General features: G+C 47.1%; 19 protein-coding genes. 15 read left to right on the top strand and 4 right to left on the bottom strand.

All coding sequences use genetic code 11. The annotated features are described in order from the left end of the window. The first annotated feature begins 84 nt into the window (after window positions 1-84). From KO501_RS09125 to ilvA, 3 genes are read left to right on the top strand one after another with little or no spacing between them, the layout of a single operon-like run. Window positions 85-1,017: a branched-chain amino acid transaminase gene (locus KO501_RS09125; RefSeq protein ID WP_216029343.1), complete on the top strand. Its 933-nt coding sequence runs from the start codon at window positions 85-87 to the stop codon at window positions 1,015-1,017. A 35-nt stretch (window positions 1,018-1,052) separates the two neighbouring features. Next, window positions 1,053-2,903, top strand: a complete 1,851-nt coding sequence (gene ilvD, locus KO501_RS09120) for a dihydroxy-acid dehydratase (protein WP_216029342.1) — start codon at window positions 1,053-1,055, stop codon at window positions 2,901-2,903. Beyond that, complete coding sequence (gene ilvA / locus KO501_RS09115) at window positions 2,900-4,429, top strand: threonine ammonia-lyase, biosynthetic (RefSeq protein ID WP_216029341.1); 1,530 nt, start codon at window positions 2,900-2,902, stop codon at window positions 4,427-4,429. The genes ilvD and ilvA overlap by 4 nt, the downstream gene beginning before the upstream one ends. 62 nt (window positions 4,430-4,491) lie before the next feature. Here ilvA and plsB read toward each other — a convergent pair whose 3' ends face one another. Together plsB and KO501_RS09105 are read right to left on the bottom strand one after the other, a co-directional pair. Then, window positions 4,492-6,945 (bottom strand): glycerol-3-phosphate 1-O-acyltransferase PlsB, encoded by a 2,454-nt coding sequence (gene plsB, locus KO501_RS09110; RefSeq protein ID WP_216029340.1) that lies wholly within the window; start codon window positions 6,943-6,945, stop codon window positions 4,492-4,494. Window positions 6,946-7,052: 107 nt separating this feature from the next. Beyond that, window positions 7,053-7,484 (bottom strand): DUF2177 family protein, encoded by a 432-nt coding sequence (locus tag KO501_RS09105; protein WP_216029339.1) that lies wholly within the window; start codon window positions 7,482-7,484, stop codon window positions 7,053-7,055. Between the two features lie 153 nt (window positions 7,485-7,637). On the opposite strand from KO501_RS09105, the gene KO501_RS09100 reads away from it, so the two are divergent. The 6 genes from KO501_RS09100 (at window position 7,638) to KO501_RS09075 (ending at window position 13,845) form a co-directional block, all read left to right on the top strand. Then, window positions 7,638-8,432, top strand: coding sequence for a hypothetical protein (locus KO501_RS09100; RefSeq protein WP_216029338.1), 795 nt, complete (start codon window positions 7,638-7,640; stop codon window positions 8,430-8,432). A gap of 116 nt (window positions 8,433-8,548) precedes the next feature. Continuing rightward, on the top strand, window positions 8,549-9,175 hold the full coding sequence (lexA, locus tag KO501_RS09095) for a transcriptional repressor LexA (protein ID WP_216029337.1): 627 nt from the start codon (window positions 8,549-8,551) through the stop codon (window positions 9,173-9,175). A gap of 408 nt (window positions 9,176-9,583) precedes the next feature. Further along, window positions 9,584-10,732 carry a cytochrome c oxidase subunit II gene (gene coxB / locus KO501_RS09090; RefSeq protein WP_216029446.1) on the top strand — a complete coding sequence of 383 codons (1,149 nt, stop codon included), beginning with the start codon at window positions 9,584-9,586 and terminating at the stop codon, window positions 10,730-10,732. Between the two features lie 9 nt (window positions 10,733-10,741). Continuing rightward, the gene (ctaD, locus tag KO501_RS09085; protein WP_216029336.1) at window positions 10,742-12,349 is read left to right on the top strand and encodes a cytochrome c oxidase subunit I; all 1,608 of its coding nucleotides are present in this window, start codon (window positions 10,742-10,744) and stop codon (window positions 12,347-12,349) included. Window positions 12,350-12,357: 8 nt separating this feature from the next. After that, window positions 12,358-12,948, top strand: coding sequence for a cytochrome c oxidase assembly protein (locus tag KO501_RS09080; protein WP_216029335.1), 591 nt, complete (start codon window positions 12,358-12,360; stop codon window positions 12,946-12,948). 18 nt (window positions 12,949-12,966) lie between these two features. Then, entirely contained in the window at window positions 12,967-13,845 is an 879-nt protein-coding gene (locus KO501_RS09075) for a cytochrome c oxidase subunit 3 (RefSeq protein WP_216029334.1), read from the top strand. 10 nt (window positions 13,846-13,855) lie between these two features. Here the strand turns inward: KO501_RS09075 and KO501_RS09070 are convergent, their stop codons facing one another. Continuing rightward, window positions 13,856-14,065, bottom strand: a complete 210-nt coding sequence (locus KO501_RS09070; protein ID WP_216029333.1) for a DUF2909 domain-containing protein — start codon at window positions 14,063-14,065, stop codon at window positions 13,856-13,858. A 30-nt stretch (window positions 14,066-14,095) separates the two neighbouring features. Here KO501_RS09070 and KO501_RS09065 point away from each other — a divergent pair, with 30 nt between their 5' ends. From KO501_RS09065 to KO501_RS09040, 6 genes are read left to right on the top strand one after another with little or no spacing between them, the layout of a single operon-like run. Further along, window positions 14,096-14,806: an SURF1 family protein gene (locus KO501_RS09065; protein WP_216029332.1), complete on the top strand. Its 711-nt coding sequence runs from the start codon at window positions 14,096-14,098 to the stop codon at window positions 14,804-14,806. A 5-nt stretch (window positions 14,807-14,811) separates the two neighbouring features. Next, entirely contained in the window at window positions 14,812-15,369 is a 558-nt protein-coding gene (locus KO501_RS09060) for a hypothetical protein (RefSeq protein WP_216029331.1), read from the top strand. 9 nt (window positions 15,370-15,378) lie between these two features. Next, complete coding sequence (locus KO501_RS09055) at window positions 15,379-16,368, top strand: COX15/CtaA family protein (RefSeq protein WP_216029330.1); 990 nt, start codon at window positions 15,379-15,381, stop codon at window positions 16,366-16,368. Beyond that, complete coding sequence (gene cyoE, locus KO501_RS09050; protein ID WP_216029329.1) at window positions 16,361-17,278, top strand: heme o synthase; 918 nt, start codon at window positions 16,361-16,363, stop codon at window positions 17,276-17,278. Before KO501_RS09055 ends, cyoE begins: the two co-directional genes overlap by 8 nt. Continuing rightward, complete coding sequence (locus KO501_RS09045) at window positions 17,275-17,919, top strand: SCO family protein (RefSeq protein WP_216029328.1); 645 nt, start codon at window positions 17,275-17,277, stop codon at window positions 17,917-17,919. The genes cyoE and KO501_RS09045 overlap by 4 nt, the downstream gene beginning before the upstream one ends. A gap of 5 nt (window positions 17,920-17,924) precedes the next feature. Next, on the top strand, window positions 17,925-18,524 hold the full coding sequence (locus tag KO501_RS09040) for a GNAT family N-acetyltransferase (RefSeq protein ID WP_216029327.1): 600 nt from the start codon (window positions 17,925-17,927) through the stop codon (window positions 18,522-18,524). Here KO501_RS09040 and KO501_RS09035 read toward each other — a convergent pair whose 3' ends face one another. Continuing rightward, complete coding sequence (locus tag KO501_RS09035) at window positions 18,525-19,607, bottom strand: polysaccharide deacetylase family protein (RefSeq protein ID WP_216029326.1); 1,083 nt, start codon at window positions 19,605-19,607, stop codon at window positions 18,525-18,527. Between the last annotated feature and the right edge of the window lie 33 nt (window positions 19,608-19,640).

The raw sequence follows: 19,640 nt of genomic DNA, 5'->3' as shown, positions 1-19,640 counted from the left end.
ATTCGTTTCAGAACGTTGTCTTGTAATTAATTAAATACCGTAATCGGTGACAGGCAGAAGTGCCTGGTACAGGAAGGAACAAACATGGCTAAGCAACCCGCAGAATATATTTGGTTTAACGGCGACATCATGCCTTGGAAAGAGGCCACGGTGCACGTTATGACCCATGCAATTCATTACGGTTCATCGGTTTTTGAAGGGATCAGAGCGTACAATACGCCAGATCAAGGTACCTGTGTATTTCGTTTAGACGAGCATAATCGTCGTTTGCTGGATTCAGCAAAAATTTACCGCATGACCATTCCCTATACATTAGAGCAATTAAACGCTGCAACTATGGATATTCTCCGTAAGAACGAGCTTAAGTCTGCGTATATTCGCCCTATCGCTTACTATGGTGACATCGGCATGGGATTAGCTGTGCCTTTCGGCCAAGAAACAGAATTGGCCATTGCCGCTTTCGAGTGGGGCGCATACTTAGGCGAAGAAGCATTAAAAAGTGGTGTAGATGCGGGCATTTCTTCTTGGAATCGACTGGCGGCAAATACCATTCCAACGGGCGCTAAAGCGGGTGGTAATTACTTGTCATCGCAACTGATTTCCATGGAAGCGCGACGTCATGGTTATGGCGAAGGCATTGCCCTTGACCGCAACGGCTACATTTCTGAAGGTGCGGGTGAGAATATCTTTATTATTCGTAATGGCGTGGTCTCTACCACGCCGAAAACCGCGGCTATCTTACCGGGGATCACCCGAGACACCGTGATCACCTTATTACAAGAGATGGGCTACGAAGTTCGTGAAGAGAATATCCCACGGGAAGCCATGTATCTGGCGGATGAAATTTTAATGTGCGGCACGGCGGCAGAAGTCACGCCGGTACGTAGTGTCGACGGAATTTCAGTCGGTAACGGAGCCCGAGGCCCAATTACCGAAAAAGTACAAACAATGTTCTTTGGCTTATTTAACGGCCAAACAGAAGATAAATGGAACTGGTTAACACCGGTTTATAAGTAATTTTTATTTAAAATATATTTAAACGGGAAAGCATTATGCCCAAGTTACGATCTGCAACGACGACCCAAGGAAGAAACATGGCCGGCGCCCGCGCGCTCTGGCGCGCAACCGGTATGAAGGACACCGATTTCGGCAAGCCCATTATTGCCATTGCCAACTCCTTTACGCAGTTCGTACCGGGGCATGTGCACCTTAAAGATATGGGCCAACTTGTAGCCAGAAGTGTAGAGGCTGCGGGTGGTGTGGCAAAAGAATTCAACACCATCGCCGTAGATGACGGCATCGCTATGGGCCATGCAGGCATGCTTTATAGTTTGCCGTCGCGGGAAATTATCGCGGATTCTGTGGAATACATGGTTAACGCCCACTGCGCCGATGCGATTGTGTGTATTTCAAACTGCGATAAAATCACCCCAGGAATGTTGATGGCCGCTATGCGATTAAATATCCCCGTGGTGTTTGTCTCAGGTGGTCCAATGGAAGCCGGTAAGACCAAGCTTTCCGACCAGTTGATCAAATTAGATCTGGTGGATGCCATGGTGGCTGCCGCAGACGATCGAATCAGCGATGATGACTCAAACGAAATTGAGCGTTCTGCGTGCCCAACTTGTGGCTCTTGCTCTGGTATGTTCACTGCCAATTCCATGAACTGTTTAACCGAAGCATTAGGCCTTTCTTTGCCCGGCAATGGTTCGTTATTGGCTACCCATGCTGATAGAGAAAACCTGTTTAAACAAGCTGGAGTGGTCGCGGTAGAGCTTTGTGAGCGCTATTACAAGCATGACGATGAGTCAACTTTGCCTCGTAATATTGCGTCTTTTGAAGCCTTTGAAAACGCCATGAGTTTGGATATTGCCATGGGCGGCTCAACCAATACCATCCTGCACTTGCTGGCCGCAGCAATGGAAGGTGAGGTGCCTTTCACGATGGCAGATATCGATCGCTTATCACGCAAGGTACCGCACTTGTGCAAAGTAGCGCCGTCGACGCCGAAATATCATATGGAAGATGTGCATCGTGCAGGTGGCGTACTGGGCATTTTGGGTGAACTGAATAAAGCTGGCTTGCTAAATAAAAATGTCCATCACGTACTAGGGAAAACCCTGCCAGATGTGATCGCTGATTGGGACATTACCAACCCGGAAAACAAAAATGCGGTGAAGTTTTACCGTGCTGGCCCTGCAGGGATCCGCACTACACAAGCATTTAGTCAGGATTGCCGTTGGGATGAAGCGGATGATGACCGCAAAGAAGGTTGTATTCGTACCTTAGAACACGCTTACAGTCACGATGGTGGTCTTGCTGTGTTATACGGAAACCTTGCTACTGACGGTTGTATTGTAAAAACCGCAGGGGTAGATGCGTCTATTTTGAAATTCACCGGAACCGCAAAAATCTATGAAAGTCAGGATGATGCGGTAGCTGGCATATTGGGTGACGACGTAAAAGCTGGCGATGTGGTTATTATTCGTTACGAAGGACCAAAAGGTGGTCCGGGTATGCAAGAAATGCTGTATCCCACCTCGTACTTAAAATCCAAAGGTTTAGGTAAAGAGTGTGCTCTGATCACTGACGGTCGTTTTTCCGGTGGTACCAGCGGCTTGTCAATTGGCCATTGTTCTCCCGAGGCGGCAAGCGGCGGCGGCATTGGCCTAGTTGAAGACGGCGACAAAATTGAAATTGATATTCCAAATCGTACCATCAATATCCTGATTTCTGATGAAGAACTGGATCAACGTCGGGATGCTATGGAAAACAGTGATAAACCTTGGCGTCCGAAGGATCGTCAACGTGAAGTGTCATTGTCGTTAAAAACCTTCGCGATGCTGGCTACCAGCGCTGACAAGGGCGCGGTGCGGGATCCGTCAAAACTGGAAGATATATGAGTGTCAGCGATCACGAGTATTTAAAGAAAATACTATTGGCCCCTGTTTACGAAGTTGCACTAAACAGTGAATTATCGGCCATGTCTCGTTTGTCTCAGTTAATTGGCAACGATGTTTTTTTAAAGCGGGAAGATCAACAACCGGTTAAGTCCTTCAAGCTTCGAGGGGCCTATAACCGGCTAAGTACGCTTACCGAGGACGAGCTAGAGGCTGGCGTGATTGCCGCCTCTGCAGGTAATCATGCCCAAGGGTTGGCATATGGCGCAAAAATGAAAGGCGTCCATGCCACTATCGTGATGCCTGAAACCACCCCAGAAATTAAAATTGAAGCCGTGCGCCGCTTCGGTGGAAGCCATGTCAATATTGTGCTGCATGGCACCAATTTCGATATGGCCAGCAAACACGCCCAAGCCTTATCGGCTTCTCAGGGGTATACGTTTATTCCCCCTTTTGATGATCCTGATGTTATTGCCGGGCAAGGCACGGTGGCCCGTGAACTACTAGAGCAAAATCCAAATTTAGATATTGTTTTTGTTGCCATTGGCGGCGGTGGATTAGCCGCGGGTATCGCGGTATACCTAAAGCAGTTAAAGCCGGACATTCAGATCATCGGCGTTGAGTCGGAAGAATCAGCTTGTTTTACCGCAGCTATGGAAGCCGGTGAAATTGTCACCCTGCCCTCTGTGGGCATTTTTGCAGACGGTGTCGCGGTGAAAACCATGGGCACGGAAACGTTCCGTTTATGTTCCCGTTTGCTCGATGGCGTGATGACGGTTTCTAACGATGAAATATGTGCGGCCATCAAAGATATTTTTGATGATACCCGGGTTATTGCTGAGCCAGCAGGCGCTATGTCTGTGGCGGCCATTAAGAAATACACCGCGCAACAAGGTATTAAAGGTAAAAAATTAGGCGGCATTTTGTGCGGTGCTAATATTAACTTTCATACCCTTCGCTACGTGTCAGAGCGTTGTGAATTGGGTGAGCAAAAAGAAGCCGTGTTTGCGGTAAAAATTCCTGAGCGTCGGGGCGCTTTCAAACAGTTTTGCGAAACCCTTGGCGGCAAAGCGATTACGGAATTTAACTACCGATATGCTAACGATACTGACGCACATATTTTTGTTGGTGTGAATTTAAAAGGTGGTAAACAGGAATTCGCAGCCCTTAAGGACTCCTTATCGGCGAAAGAATATTCGTGCTTCGATTTATCTGATAATGAACTGGCCAAACTGCATGTGCGTCATATGGTGGGAGGGCGTCCGCCAACCTTACTGAATGAAACCGTGTTTACCTTTGAGTTTCCAGAGCACCCCGGTGCCTTGTTAACGTTTCTCAATACCTTAGGTGAACAGTGGAACCTCACCTTGTTCCATTACCGAAATCATGGCGCCGCAGAAGGGCTGGTATTGGCAGGGTTTCAGATCCCGCCAGACAGCAGAGAAGAGTTTGATGTTCACTTAACCCAACTCAATTATGAGTATAAAGAAGTGACTCAGGATCCGGCTTATCAGTTCTTTCTTTCATAAATAACAAAGGGGCGGTCACGCCCCTTTATTGTTTTTACTGTCTTGCTTTTAACTGCTTAGCTTCAACACTGACCCTCTACATTTTCGAGGTGTTGCGTGATTTCAGGCCAAACCAACGACAGTACGTCTTGCCGTAACGCATCACTTTCTTCTGAATACTTCAAACTGCCATCGGCTGCTGAGTCGAGCCAGTGATTCTCCCTCAATGCGGAGATGAAACTGGAGAGCACATTTTTATCGTAGAACTCCGGTGAATTCATGCCATAAAGAGTCGATAGCCGTTCAGCCACCTGGCGACTGTTTCGCTCTAATGCACTGCGACTGATTACCCGTTCCCGTTCAATGAGAGTTAGCACCACGGCATAACGCTGAAATGTCTCTTGCATGCAGCGGCTTAGTAACCAAGAAGCATGGAAGGTACGATCCGAGGACGACGGAGGCATAAGGCTGTCATCCTCACCACTTAGCATGCGTTGTTCAAGCATGGTGGTGATCAGTTTGTCGGTGTATGACAGGGCTTGATCTTGCGTCATGTAAATGAACAATTCTTTTTGCAGTAAGGGGTAGAAGGCCGCCATTAGCCTGAGGACTTCGTGTCGATGAATACCGGGGCGGGCAAACACGGTAGCCATAATCACCCCAGGTAATGCAAATAAATGCAGAATATTGTTACGGTAATAAGTGAGATAGATGGCAGCATCTTTTAGTGGCGAAACCAAAGTGCCGTAGCCATCTTTGCTGATATCAAAACGCTTCAGGGCTAGGGTTTCCGCTAACATGGTTTTCGCGTTGGCATCGGGTATGGTGGCATCGTCGCTATAAGGGGCACTTTTTAATAGTGCCAAATAATTTGCCATGGCCCGCATGAGTTCTTTCTCGGTCATGGTTTTGGTTTTTGACGACAACAAGCATAGAGAGACCAAGGCCATGCCGTTAACGGCCGCATTTTTATTTATACGCAGCATCACTTCATGGGCTAAATCGTTCACCATGGGGGTTAACCAGCCAGGTTTTTTGTCATTGTCTTGAGGTAAGGTTTCTCGCCAGTCTGGTACAGATTGCTCTAAAAACCTGTTGAGTTGAATGGGTTCGCCGAAATTGACATAGCCATGTCCGTAGTTTCTTAGCTTCCTGATGGCGGAGAAAACCTGCCAACTGGATTCCTTTTTCTTGCCGCTCCCTTTTAATTCACTTAGGTAGCTTTTTACTTCCATGACATTTTCGTACCCGATATACACCGGCACAATACTCACAGGCCGTTGTACCCCTTTGATCACTGCTTGCATGGTCATGGCTAACATACCCGTTTTGGGTGGTATCAGGCGGCCAGTGCGACTACGGCCGCCTTCTGGGTAATACTTAACCGAGTACCCTTTGTTAAACAGTAATTCGAGGTATTCACGAAATACCGCAGTATAAAGCTTATTACCGGCAAAACTGCGGCGCAAAAAGAACGCACCGCTGCGGCGGAAAATAGGCCCTGCTGGCCAAAAATTCAAATTGATGCCCGCGGCAATATGCGGCGTAACCATCCCCTCGTGGTAAATAACATAGGTCAGCAGCATATAATCCATGTGGCTGCGGTGACAGGGCACATAAATGATCTCATGTCCGTTCGCCGCCAGTTCCCGAATGCGCTCACTGTGCCTAACGCTAATGCCGTTATAAATTTTGTTCCAAATACGGGTAAGGATCCTGTCGCCAAAGCGAATCAACCCTTCACGATAATCGGCGGCGATTTCGTTGACATACTCCACGGCCGTATCGCGGGGATCTTGTTTCTTTTTTGATTTCTTTTTAGACGCGGTTTGTTCCTGCATCGCACGCTTAACACTGTCTGAACCCAGTATGGCGTTATACAGCTCTGTTCGTTCCAGCAAATTAGGGCCGGTCATACTTTGGCGTTTGCGATGAAAGTGGGTGCGGGCTACCCGAATAAGCTTGTGCGCAATAGAATCGTCAGTGCCGCGTTGGTTAGACATCTCTCGGGACGATACGGCTTTACTGAAGTTAATAAAGTTATCGCGGCCCAAAAGCATCACAATAAAGAATTTCCGTAGCCAACTGGGAGAAGCATGGTGGGCAATGAGATCCCCTAAATTTGGCGAGCCTTTACCCGGCGCGCGCCCCCAGGTTACGAAAACCGGCACCACCTGAATGTCTACATCGTCATGATCCCGATGCAATTGGAACAGACTTGAGAACACCGACTCTACATCGGTGTTAGACGCGGTTTTGGCAAACAAGGGTTCTGTTTTGCGCAAAAACACACTGCCTGGGTAGTGCTTTCCTGCCACTTCTATACCCGCAGTAGGGCTAGGTAGGCCTAACCGTTCTGTACACATTCGTAATGCAAGTTGGTCGGTAACTGAATTGGTTGGCAGTAAGTAAATAATGGGCTTACTTCTGTCGATGCCTAGTTCAGACTCGACATTTGCCGGAATATTGTGATCTTTAACCAAAAGCTTCACGGGATAGTGAAACACCGAAAGCAGCGTTTTTCGCATCCACGACATGAAAAGAGAATCCTGTATTAAAATAACCGGCGCAGTTTATCATAAACCCGCGGCGATCTAGATGATCTGCGATGGGCCTACAATAATAGAGTGTCAATTTGGGGCTGTCACCCCTGACCCCTTGTTTTTGCGTTGACTTTTCTTGCTACCCAGCCACCGGTGAACGCCATACTCATGGTCGCTACGCTGCCCCAAAACCAATCGACAAATGTCATGGTCAGTGGCCAGTGGGCAATAATGGAGTACGCGGTGAGGTTGTAGGTGCCATAGGCGGTAGCACCTAATATAAAGCCACCAATGGCGGTTTGGATCAGGTTCTGGTTTATATAAGGGCGTATTATCAAATAGACCACAGATGCACAATAAAGCAGATAAAATGCAATCCATGGCCAAGTAATAAATGGCGCTCTGAATAAAGGGGCAAACGCCTCCTGATACCAAGGCATGGCAATCAGACCCAACCATACGGTGTCAAGCACGGCAAAGGTGAGTAGTACGGTAAGATAACTGGCAAGAAACGCTTTAATGGAAAGTTTCATAGTGTCATAAACGCAATAGAGTGAATAAAAGTTCAGAGTAAAATAAATACAATGTCACTATATGCGTTATTTGAGCCATACTGATACCCATGCCCGAGAAAAAAATAACCGGCGCGGCGCCGATTTAACATACAGGATTACCACGGAAACCTTATGCAGAAAAAACTATTCGAATTTGGTGATTTATTCTGGGTACCAGAGTTCTATCATGCTTTTCTTCGACGCTTTATGGGCGCCCTTTATAAATTAATTGGCTATCACAAGTTGTGGTTACCTGAGCTTAAAGCATTTATCAGCAAAGCGGGTGGCACGGTAATCGACCCGTGTGCAGGCAGTGGTTATGTGAATGAACTGCTCGTTAAGGAACTGGATAACGACGCGGTAAAATTCTATTTGTCTGACTTTATGATAGATAAAAACCCAGAATTTAGAGAGCACATCAATAACCTCGGTGATGATCGCATCCATTACTTAGCGCAACCCATCGATGTATTAAAAGACAATCCGGATTTTCAAATCCCGAAAATATTTATCAATTCTTTTCATCACTTTGATGATGAACAGGTCGCACAAATTCTGCGATTGAATCTGACCCATGGTAATGACATTTTGGTTCTAGAATATTGCGACAACTCGTTTGTGAGCTATATCTCTATGTTGTTTGGTCCTCTTCTCGCTATGATTTTACTACCCTTTATTACTGAAAGACGGCAGTTGCTGGTTACTGCGATTTTTACATATCTTATTCCACTGGTGCCGCTAATGTTATTGTGGGATGGCTTGGTGTCTAACTTACGTTGCTATTCTCAGCGCTCATTGAAAAAGATCGTTGATGAGGCCGGTTTTACCACCTCTACCGTCACCACCACGTTTAGACGCAGTTGGTTATATCCTGCTGGCGTGACTGCCCACCACATTACTGCGCCTAAACCATCAACGGTGAAGTAATACAATAAAAGAGAGGGGCCAAAGAGGGGATTTAGCGGGTTGGAGTAAATTAAGCCTTTGTTTCTACAATTGAACTGTATATACTTACAGAAACTGTATAGAAAAACAGGCTGTTTATGCGTCCACTTACACCCAGACAAACCGAAGTTCTTGAACTCATAAAAACGACTATGCTGGAAACGGGTATGCCACCTACTCGAGCAGAAATCGCAAAAAAATTGGGTTTCAAATCTGCCAATGCGGCAGAAGAACACTTAAAAGCGTTGGCCAGAAAAGGGGTTATTGAGATCTTAGCGGGTACGTCCCGAGGTATCAAACTCAACATTCCTCTGGAGGCAGATAACGATGAAGAAGCCGGTCTTCCGTTAATTGGGCGTGTTGCGGCAGGTGAGCCTATTTTGGCCCAAGAACATGTCGAAATGCACTATAAAGTTGATCCTGAACTGTTTCGTCCCCGTGCCGATTTTCTGCTTAGAGTTAACGGCATGAGCATGAAAGATATTGGTATTTTGGATGGTGATTTACTCGCGGTGCATCGAACCACTGATGTGCATAATGGTCAGGTTGTCGTGGCGCGTGTAGATGAAGATGTTACCGTAAAGCGTTTAGAGAAGCGTGGCCGAGAAGTTTGGTTACATGCTGAAAATGACGATTTCAACACCATTAAAGTAGATTTAGCATCAGAGCCTTTTAATATCGAAGGCATCGCTGTGGGTGTGATCAGAAACGCCGATTGGATGTAAAATCCTGTCACGGTGATCCGTGCTGCAAAGCATTAGAGAAAGGGCAACACTATAATGGTGTTGCCCTTTTTTGTTTTTTGTCTGTTTGTACCCACTAGCGAGGCCAGGTGCTTTTTTTCACTCAAATAACCCAACCTCTTCTGGGAAAGCCCCGCCTGTAATGTCCTGCCTAAATTGCACGTCTTTTTATCCCCTCGTTTTGTTTACATTTTTTAAGAAATAATGAATGAAAGACTAGACAAAATCTTAAATGTGTTTAATTCTTATACTGTTATTAACAATAAAATAACAAAATAGGATAAAAATTAACAAGCCGGGACGGCAATCACCATAGAGTTCCATGATGCAAGCATCATACAGGATTCTCCATCACGGAGGTGTTGAGTGAAGAAACACATACGTAACGCAATGATGGTTTGGGGAGGCATTGCTGCCTTTACATCTTTGCGGGTATTGGCACAAACCGAATCTACCACGCAACGATCCGGCGAGTTAAATCTACGTCAGGGCGTAACCGATATTAGCGGCCAGGTTTATGACCTTCACATGCTCATGTTCTCCATTTGTGTGGTCATTGCGGTGCTGGTTTTTGGCGTCATGTTTTACTCCATCATTCGCCATCGTAAGTCTCGTGGTGTTAAGCCGGCTCATTTTCACGAAAACATAAAAGTGGAAATAGCCTGGACCATTATTCCGTTTTTAATCCTTGTTTTTATGGCGGTACCGGCCGCCAAAACCTTAATTGCTATGGAAGATGTCAGTGAGCCAGATATGACCGTGTTAGTCACCGGCTCTCAATGGAAATGGCACTACCAGTACATGAACAGTGATGTGTCTTTTTATTCGGTCATGGCCACCCAGCGCGAGCAAATCACCAATAAGTTTACAAAAGGCGAGAATTACCTGTTAGAGGTTGACCGCCCTTTGGTTATTCCAACTGGCCAGAAAGTGCGCTTTCTTATTACTTCTGACGATGTCATTCATTCTTGGTGGGTGCCGGATTTTGCTATCAAAAAAGACGCCAACCCAGGGTTTATCAATGAGGTGTGGACTAACGTCAATGAGCCAGGCATTTATCGTGGCCAGTGTGCAGAGTTGTGCGGTAAAGATCACGGCTTTATGCCGGTGGTGGTGATTGCCAAAACACCCGATGAATACAATGCCTGGATGACAGAACAAGAAAGTAGGGTCAAACAAGCGAAAGCCGAAGAGCAGCGTCTGCTAGCAATGAGTATGAGCATGGATGAACTGATGACGCTGGGAGAAAAAGTTTATAACAGCACCTGCGCTGCCTGTCATATGCCCACCGGACAGGGGTTACCTGGTGTGTTCCCTGCACTAAAAGGCAGTCCTATGGTTTTACAGGATCAGCAAGCACACATTGAGATTGTGTTAAATGGCAAAGCCGGCACAGCGATGCAGGCCTTTGGCAAGATGCTTTCACTAAAAGACATTGCTGCGGTGGTGACTTACGAGCGTAACGCTTGGGGTAACAATACCGGCGATATTATTCAGCCAAAAGACGTTAACGCGGTTGCCACCGGAACCGGTATTTAGGAGCGTGCTATGACCAAAGCGACAGAAACCTTGGTGCCTGACCATGCATCGGCACACCAAGATCATCACCACGGCGCGCCGAAAGGGATCATGCGCTGGTTGTTGACGACAAATCACAAAGACATTGGCACCCTTTATTTGTGGTTTGCTTTTATTATGTTTTTAGTGGGCGGCGCCATGGCTATGGTGATCCGCGCGGAGCTATTTCAACCGGGTCTGCAAATTGTCGATCCCAACTTCTTTAACCAAATGACCACAGTTCATGGTCTCATCATGGTGTTCGGCGCCGTTATGCCAGCATTTACAGGGCTGGCAAACTGGCTCATTCCCATGATGATCGGTGCACCTGATATGGCGTTACCGCGAATGAATAACTGGAGTTTTTGGATCCTGCCTTTTGCCTTCGCTATTTTGTTAGGCTCGTTATTTGTGGAAGGCGGCGGACCTGCCTTCGGTTGGACATTCTACGCCCCGCTTTCTACCACTTATAGCAGTGACAGCACCGCCCTATTTGTATTTTCGGTACATATTATGGGGATCTCCTCCATCATGGGCGCCATCAACGTCATAGTGACCATTTTCAATATGCGTGCGCCAGGCATGTCATGGATGAAAATGCCGCTTTTTGTTTGGACATGGTTAATTACCGCCTTTTTACTGATCGCCGTTATGCCGGTGTTAGCTGGCGCTGTGACCATGGTGCTCACCGATAAGTTTTTTGGCACCAGTTTCTTTGATGCTGCCGGTGGTGGCGATCCAGTCATGTTCCAGCACATCTTTTGGTTTTTTGGGCATCCAGAGGTGTACATCATGATTTTGCCGGCGTTCGGCATAATCTCGCAAATTGTGCCTACTTTTGCTCGCAAGCCGTTGTTTGGTTATGCCTCTATGGTTTATGCCACCGCTTCTATTGCTTTGCTGTCGTTTATTGTGTGGGCCCATCACATGTTCACCACGGGGATGCCCGTGTTTGCCGAAATGTTTTTCATGTTTGCCACCATGCTTATCTCGGTACCCACCGGCGTTAAAGTGTTTAATTGGGTGGCCACCATGTGGCGAGGAGCGATGACCTTTGAAATTCCCATGCTTTTTGCACTGGCCTTTATTGTGCTTTTCACCATCGGTGGCTTATCTGGCTTGATGTTGGCGATAACACCGGTGGATTTTCAATACCATGATACTTATTTTGTGGTGGCGCACTTCCATTATGTATTAGTGACCGGGGCCGTGTTTTCTATTATGGCTGCGGTGTACTACTGGCTGCCTAAGTGGACAGGAAAAATGTTTAATATCACGTTGGCAAAATGGCATTTCTGGTGCTCGCTTATTTCTGTCAACGTGTTGTTCTTTCCTATGCATTTTGTCGGTTTGGCCGGTATGCCTCGCCGGATCCCCGATTACTCATTGCAGTTTGCTGACTATAACCAGTGGATCAGTATCGGCGGCTTTGCCTTTGGGCTATCCCAATTGATATTCCTTACCTTGGTGATAAAAGCGTGTAAGAAGCAAGGTGAGCCCGTTAGCGATCGTGTTTGGGAAGGTGCACAAGGGCTGGAATGGGAAATTCCCTCTCCTGCCCCTTACCATACCTTTGAAACACCGCCGGTTGTGAAGTAGTTATTGGTATGGCTACTTCCTCTGCACAGCATCGCAAGCTAACCCTACGCTTAGTCATCATCGTGATCGGGATGTTTGGCTTTGGGTTTGCCCTTGTGCCTTTGTATGACGTGTTTTGTGATATCACTGGCATTAACGGTAAAACCCAAAATAGCGCGGCGGTATGGCAAAGCGGTCAGATTGATAACAGTCGCTCGATAACGGTGGAGTTTATTACCCGGACGAACTCGGGGATGTCATGGGAGTTTACGGCACAAACCCAGCGCATCAGTGTGCATCCAGGCGAGGTGAATACCGTTTCATTTTATGTTCGTAACCCTGCCAGAAACAATATTATTGCCCAGGCCATTCCCTCTGTAAGCCCAGGTCAAGCGGCACTTTATCTTAATAAAACCGAGTGTTTTTGTTTTAACCAACAAGCCCTTCAAGCGGGGCAGGAAGCGTGGATGCCCATGTCGTTTTATGTGGATCCGGACCTTCCCGAAGATATTACCTATTTTACCTTGCAGTACACCTTGTATGACGTGACGGATCGGGCGGCCGATCTCACCGATAACGAGAATCCATTTTTACGTCAGCCTGTGAGCGGTAGTCGCTAAACAGGAAGGAGAGTCACTATGCAGCAAGAATATCAGCGGTATTACGTACCAGCGCAAAGTCCATGGCCCATCGTCGGTGCAGTGGCGTTGTTCTTAATTGCCGTGGGAGCAGCATATACGGTCATCGACAACAGTAATGGCGAGCAAGGGTTTGGTAGTCGTGTACTCGGGTTAGGCATTCTCACTTTGCTAGTGATGCTTTTCGGGTGGTTTAAAAATCAGATTGATGAGTCCATGAGTGGTTTATATAGCGACCAGCTAGGACGTTCTTATCGCCAGGGGATGAGTTGGTTTATCTTCTCTGAAGTGATGTTTTTTGCCGCATTTTTTGGTGCTTTGTTCTATGCCCGTATGATTTCTGTGCCTTGGCTGGGGGGCGCTTCAAACAATGCCATGACCAACGAGGTGCTGTGGCCGAGTTTTAATGCCATATGGCCCCTTTTATCGACACCAGGAGGCACCACAACACAACAAATGCAGGCTACGGGTTTACCCACCTTTAATACCATTATTCTGCTCATTTCGTCAGTAACCTTGCACTTCGCGCATGTGGGACTAGAGCAAGGCAAGCGTAAGCAATTAACCATTATGTTGGGTGTCACTATTTTACTTGGCTTGGGCTTTTTGACTTTGCAGGTAGAAGAGTACATCCATGCATACCACGAGTTAGGGCTAACCCTTCAATCTGGGGTTTATGGCAATACCTTTTTTATGCTCACGGGGTTCCATGGCATGCATGTCACCTTAGGCACACTATTGCTGATTGTGCTTTTTTTCCGAGTTCTTAAAGGCCACTTTACGCCCCACAACCACTTCGCATTTCAGGCCGGCAGTTGGTATTGGCATTTCGTTGATGTGGTGTGGGTGATGCTGTTTCTATTTGTGTATGTGTTGTAGAGCCAGCCCGTTAGTACGGGCGAGGATTAGGGGTTATTAATCCAGTAGCCAATGCGATCAAAATGAGCACAACGATAGCCACAGAGGTAAAAACCCGGCGGCCAATATATTTACTCATAGGAGGGCCGTTAGGATCGTTTTTCATCATCGCTTTCATTGCTAGAAATAAATTTAAAATCATATAGATAAGTAAGCAGACAAGAATAATTTTTATCGTCATTTTCTTCTCCTATGGTGGAGCAAAGCAGTCATGAATATAAATGAAAGATACACATTGTTTCCCACGACAGCCCTCATTGGCATGGCAATTATTGCCATGATTTGTCTTGGTTTTTGGCAGTTAGATCGAATGCACCAAAAAGAAATCCGTTTAGCCAGCATAACCCAAAAAAGTCAGCAAAGTGCAATTTCGCTAGATGCATTGGATCCGCGACGAGAGGATATTCGGGATTATCAAGTGGGATTTAACGGTGAAGTGGATACGAGCCAATTGTTGTATCTAGATAATCGCGTAGAAAGTGGGCGAGTGGGGTTCGATATCATTGCCCCTGTGGTAACTAACGAAGGTATTGTCCTTGTCAATTTTGGCTGGGTAGAGGCGCCTCTCAGCCGAGAATATTTGCCAAGGGTGAATATTCGACAAGGGTTTCGCCATTTTCATGGCCGCATCACGGTGCCGCAAAACAATCCAGTGGTAAGGGAAACCCTCACCGCAGGTGCGGCGTTTCCCGCCATTATTCAACAAGTTGATATCGCCTTTATTCGCAAGTTAACCGGCATGAATATCGCGCCCTTTGTGGTTGAGTTAACAACGCCCACAGAAGGGGAATTTGTCCGTAGTTGGCAACCTGTTGTCATGCCGCCGCAAAAACACCTTGGCTACGCCATTCAATGGTTCGGGCTTGCCGCGGCTGCCGGGATGGTGGGGTATTTCGCATTAACATCGAAAAATAAGGGGTAAGGGCCATGTCCCAGAAACGCAGTAAGATCACCTTAATCGGGGTGTTTTTTGTCTTTGTTATGCCGGTGCTGGTTGCCAAGTTGGCTTTGGATAATGGTTGGTTTAATAGCGCATCTACAAATAAAGGTGAATTGTTGCAACCGGTACGAGACTTAGGCGCAGTGTTTGCGCAGGAAGCGCCCAAGTGGCGAATTGTGTATTTTGTGCCCGAGCAATGTGACAGCGCCTGTGAGAATGCCATTTATAGCATCAGGCAGGTGTGGGTTGCCCTAGGTCGAGAAAATGATCGTGCGCAAGCGACAGTGCTAGTTACGCACCGAAGTGATCCGAGCATGGTTAAGCAGTTGCGGCAAGATAACCGCTTTCATATGGTGAATGTTGCCTCTACGAATGTTCATCAAGTGCTTGAACCCAATGATACCAAAGCGATCTTGTTGGTAGATACCTTAAATAACGCCATGCTTCGCTACCCCATATTCGCTGATAAACAGGCCGCCGTGCAAAGCAGCAGAAACATACTTGCGGATGTTAAAAAGCTACTGAAGTTATCCCGTATTGGATAGGTGAATAAAATGAAAAAACTGGTGTTGTTCAGTTTATTGTTAGCGGTTGTGGTGATTGTACTGGGCGCTTATACCCGTCTTACCGATGCCGGGTTAGGTTGCCCGGATTGGCCCGGTTGCTACGGCTTGCTCAGCGTACCTATGCAGGAGGCGCATATTGAAGCGGCTAATCAGGCGTTCCCAGAGCGCCCGGTGGAACCGGCAAAAGCGTGGAACGAAATGATCCATCGGTATTTTGCCGGTGCATTAGGGCTGTGTATTTTTGCTATTGCTCTGGTGGCGATTCGGCAGCGTCATCAAGGGCAGTCTGTGCGGTTACCCCTGTTTCTTGCTGCACTGGTAATTTTTCAGGCCGCATTAGGCATGTGGACCGTTACGATGAACCTTCTGCCGGTGATCGTAATGGGCCACTTACTCGGTGGCTTTACTTTGTTAGCGGGGTTGTTCTTACTGCATTTGAAACTACGAGAGCGCTACAGGCAAGCGCCGCGCAGAATAAATAGCCTAACGAAGTTTGCCCTATTGGGGTTAGGCATATTGCTGCTACAAATTGGGTTAGGCGGATGGACATCGGCAAACTATGCGGCGCTGGCGTGTACGGATTTTCCGGTTTGTGAAGACGGCTGGGCACAACGGTTGGATTTTTCTGGTGCGTTTAGTGTGCCTTATGCTGAAACCTACGAATATGGCGCTCATGGTTATGGCGAAAGAATGACCATGCATATTGTCCATCGTGGGGGCGCGGTGATCACCTTTTTATATTTATTGTGGTTAGGCTTTCGCTTATATAGTCGAAACGTATCTGCGCCTTTAAAAACCGCAGCGATGGTTTTAATTGGCGTACTTATGCTGCAAGTCACTCTCGGGGTTAGCAACATCGTACTGAGCTTACCCGTGTTAGTGGCGGTGGCACATAATCTTGTGGCCGCCTGTTTGTTGCTGGTAATGGTGTGGATAACCTATCAGGTATCACGGATGCAAGGAGAAGCTCATGGCTAAAACCCTGTTGGCATATTCTGAACAAGCCAATCATGTTGCTCCGACAACGTGGCGTGATTATTATGAATTAACCAAGCCTAAAGTGGTGTTGTTACTACTGTTAACCGCCTTAGTTGGGATGTGTTTAGCCACCGACACGTGGGTTGATGGTTGGATTTTACTGTCAGGTATTGTCGGTATCGGCATGATAGCCTCCGCCGCCGCGGTCATCAATCATGTGGTTGATCATCGTATCGATGGGTTGATGGCGCGCACGGTAAACCGCCCGGTGGTAAAGGGGAAAGTGTCAGTGTCGCGGGCCTTGCTATTTGCCTTTGCACTTGGTGCATCCGGCTTTGGGTTATTGTGGTTCTTTGTTAATGAATTAACGGCCATGCTCACCTTGGCAAGCCTGGTGGGCTATGCTGTGATCTACACCATGTTTTTAAAACGGGCCACGCCTCAGAATATTGTCATTGGAGGGCTTGCCGGGGCTGCCCCGCCTTTATTGGGTTGGACTGCGGTTACCAATGAAATACATGCCCACGCTTTGTTGCTGGTATTGATTATCTTTACTTGGACACCCCCCCACTTTTGGGCGTTGGCCATCCATCGAGAAAAGGATTATGCGCGAGCCAAAGTGCCCATGCTACCTGTGACCCACGGTATTGAATTTACTAAAACCTCGGTACTCGGTTACACCATTTTATTGGTACTGGTTTGTTTGCTACCTTACCTTGTGGGCATGTCTCATCTTATTTATTTAATCGGTTCTTTAGCCCTTAACGCCGGCTTTGTTGTGTGGGCTTGCCGATTAAAATATGCCTGTAAAGAAGATACCGCGATAAAAACATTTCGCTATTCCATCTTACATCTCATGCTATTGTTTGTGGTATTACTCGTGGATCACTATTTACCGTTGAGCTTATGAATCAAAAATACGTCGTAGGCATCATTGCACTGGTTGCTTTGGTTGCCGGCATTGTGGGTGCGCTTTATATTGCACCTCCCCAGTCTTCCCCTGCTGTAAAGTATTTCCAGTATTACCCAGAACCTCGGGACATCGCCCCGTTTTCACTGACCAATAGTCATGGGCAACCCTTTACCCGTGAAAGCTTGCAAAATGCGTGGACCTTGGTCTTTGTGGGGTATACCTATTGTCCTGACGTATGCCCTACGACTATGGCCTCCTTAAATAAAGTGTGGGGTGAACTTTCGTCTATAACCTCCGACCACCCAGTGAAAGTTTTATTTTTGTCTGTAGACCCAAAAAGAGATAATATACAAAGGCTTAACAGCTATGTTGGATTTTTCAATAAAGAATTTCAGGCGGCCACGGGGCCGCACACGGTTTTATTTCCCCTTGTCAGGAACCTCGGATTGATGTATGCCTTAACGGGTGACACGGAAAAACCTGACTATTTAGTCGATCATAGTGCTTCCGTGGTGCTCATCAATCCCGATGCTCAAGTTGTCGGGCGATTTAAACCAATAATGGAGCCTGGGAAGTTAGCAATCAGTGATTCCGAGCAGATTCTTGCCGATATGCCAGAGATTGTGTCACTTCATTAGTAGTTATGACCGTAGTTGTAAGGCAAGCCACAGCAAAGGACGTGAATTTAGCCGTTCCTTTACTTTTAGAAGCTGGAGAGCATTTATTAGTATCTATATTCGGAAACGGAGAGCATGAAGATGCTTTGGGTTTTCTTCACGCTGCCTGGCTTCGAGGGCTGGGGCAATACGGCTTTGCGAACCATTGGTTAGCCTGTCATAACAATGACGTCGTCGGCATTATCTCGTGCTGGCATGACCATTTACCTGATAACTTTGACCGTGACACCCTGCTTGCCATAACCGATTACTATGGCCTCGATATGGCCCTTGATGTGGTTATGCGAAGTCAACAATATTCAGTCGCACTTAATTCGCCCATGGCGCTCGAATTGTGTATCGGTCACATCGCCGTGGCCGCAGGAGCCCGCCGCATGGGCGTGGGGACGGCGATGATCCGATTTATGGAGCAGTATGCCCGCGAGCTAGGCAAGTTAGCCTTGGTACTAGATGTGGAACAGGCGAATGAAAAAGCCTTGGCATTTTATTATGCTCTTGGCTTTAGAGAGCAGCAGGCTATCCCTCCTTTCATTCAATTGGCAAAAGGGATCGCGCCGCTACCATAACTAGTCTGGGTATGAGCCATCCTCTCTAGCAACAAAAAACGGCTGGGAAAACCAATAATACCGGCCAGGCTGGGAATGAGAAGGGGCTGTACAGTTTACCCGAGAGCGACCTGTGGGTAATTGTGCGGTTAGCGTATAGGTTAGGGTTTTCGCATCGGTTTTCACCGGCATTTTTTCCCCTAAAAAGTAGCAAGCTGCCTGACTGAGTCCTACGTCATCTCCGTCTAAGGTAATGCTTTGGGCAGCGGTGAGCGATGACGACGCCCGTTCTGGGTTGGTTAACGTTGTGGAGACAACGGGCATCGACAAGCTGGCCATCTTCACTTTCAGCGATTTCATATTTGCATAGGGACCGGCAGCAGGAAAACGGGGCAATGCCGCTAAATTACTGTATTGACTCACGGCGCCTGAATGCTGCCCAAACCCAATGTAGCCTTCTTCGGATACTTTTTGCGCTAATGCTTGGTTGTATTCACCAAAGGGGTATGCGAGAAATTTCAATGATTGCCCGGTTTTTTCCGCTATTTGCGACTCAGCATCTTCAACATTTTTCCAAATGCGTGCTAACCAGTCTTGTTCGTTTTCTCCCGGCAACCGCTCAAGCATATGCAGGTGATCCAGGGTATGGTTTGCAAACTCAACCCCTTCGTTTGTCATCTGCTTAATTTGCTGCCAGGTGAGTTGGTTTCGTTGTTTGCCAATTTCATCTGGATTAATAAACACCGTGTAAGGCAGCTGATATTGGGCCAAAATGGGGTGGCCGTTGGTCAGGATATTGGCGTACCCATCGTCGAAGGTGATGGCCATGGCTTTATCTGGCAATGGTGTATTGGATTTAATGGCTGCGATAATTTCCGATAATGGCAGTACCGTGTAGTGCTCGGCGACATAACGCATGTGGGTTTCAAAGGTAGCAGGACTCACGCTGGTACTTTTAGGCGTGGTGTCTGAAACATGATGGTAGAGTAATATTACGGCGCTATTGGTCTGGGCTGCCTGCACCGCTGAAACAGAACACAGGAACAGTAAGCTAACAAGATAATTTGTGATCTGTGAACGGGGCCAAATTCTGATAAACTTCATAAATATATTTTTCCACTATTAGATTCTGTTGAC

It is taken from the genome of Alteromonas sp. C1M14 (assembly GCF_018860965.1).
In the GTDB taxonomy this organism is placed as follows: domain Bacteria; phylum Pseudomonadota; class Gammaproteobacteria; order Enterobacterales; family Alteromonadaceae; genus Alteromonas.
This window is presented reverse-complemented; position numbering and strand designations above follow the sequence as displayed.

Bases quoted from the DNA above. Each gene is read 5' to 3' on its own strand.
- KO501_RS09125 (WP_216029343.1), top strand. From the start codon at position 85: ATGGCTAAGCAACCCGCAGAATATATTTGGTTTAACGGCGACATCATG.
- ilvD (WP_216029342.1), top strand. From the start codon at position 1,053: ATGCCCAAGTTACGATCTGCAACGACGACCCAAGGAAGAAACATGGCC.
- ilvA (WP_216029341.1), top strand. From the start codon at position 2,900: ATGAGTGTCAGCGATCACGAGTATTTAAAGAAAATACTATTGGCCCCT.
- plsB (WP_216029340.1), bottom strand. From the start codon at position 6,945: ATGTCGTGGATGCGAAAAACGCTGCTTTCGGTGTTTCACTATCCCGTG.
- KO501_RS09105 (WP_216029339.1), bottom strand. From the start codon at position 7,484: ATGAAACTTTCCATTAAAGCGTTTCTTGCCAGTTATCTTACCGTACTA.
- KO501_RS09100 (WP_216029338.1), top strand. From the start codon at position 7,638: ATGCAGAAAAAACTATTCGAATTTGGTGATTTATTCTGGGTACCAGAG.
- lexA (WP_216029337.1), top strand. From the start codon at position 8,549: ATGCGTCCACTTACACCCAGACAAACCGAAGTTCTTGAACTCATAAAA.
- coxB (WP_216029446.1), top strand. From the start codon at position 9,584: ATGATGGTTTGGGGAGGCATTGCTGCCTTTACATCTTTGCGGGTATTG.
- ctaD (WP_216029336.1), top strand. From the start codon at position 10,742: ATGACCAAAGCGACAGAAACCTTGGTGCCTGACCATGCATCGGCACAC.
- KO501_RS09080 (WP_216029335.1), top strand. From the start codon at position 12,358: ATGGCTACTTCCTCTGCACAGCATCGCAAGCTAACCCTACGCTTAGTC.
- KO501_RS09075 (WP_216029334.1), top strand. From the start codon at position 12,967: ATGCAGCAAGAATATCAGCGGTATTACGTACCAGCGCAAAGTCCATGG.
- KO501_RS09070 (WP_216029333.1), bottom strand. From the start codon at position 14,065: ATGACGATAAAAATTATTCTTGTCTGCTTACTTATCTATATGATTTTA.
- KO501_RS09065 (WP_216029332.1), top strand. From the start codon at position 14,096: ATGAATATAAATGAAAGATACACATTGTTTCCCACGACAGCCCTCATT.
- KO501_RS09060 (WP_216029331.1), top strand. From the start codon at position 14,812: ATGTCCCAGAAACGCAGTAAGATCACCTTAATCGGGGTGTTTTTTGTC.
- KO501_RS09055 (WP_216029330.1), top strand. From the start codon at position 15,379: ATGAAAAAACTGGTGTTGTTCAGTTTATTGTTAGCGGTTGTGGTGATT.
- cyoE (WP_216029329.1), top strand. From the start codon at position 16,361: ATGGCTAAAACCCTGTTGGCATATTCTGAACAAGCCAATCATGTTGCT.
- KO501_RS09045 (WP_216029328.1), top strand. From the start codon at position 17,275: ATGAATCAAAAATACGTCGTAGGCATCATTGCACTGGTTGCTTTGGTT.
- KO501_RS09040 (WP_216029327.1), top strand. From the start codon at position 17,925: ATGACCGTAGTTGTAAGGCAAGCCACAGCAAAGGACGTGAATTTAGCC.
- KO501_RS09035 (WP_216029326.1), bottom strand. From the start codon at position 19,607: ATGAAGTTTATCAGAATTTGGCCCCGTTCACAGATCACAAATTATCTT.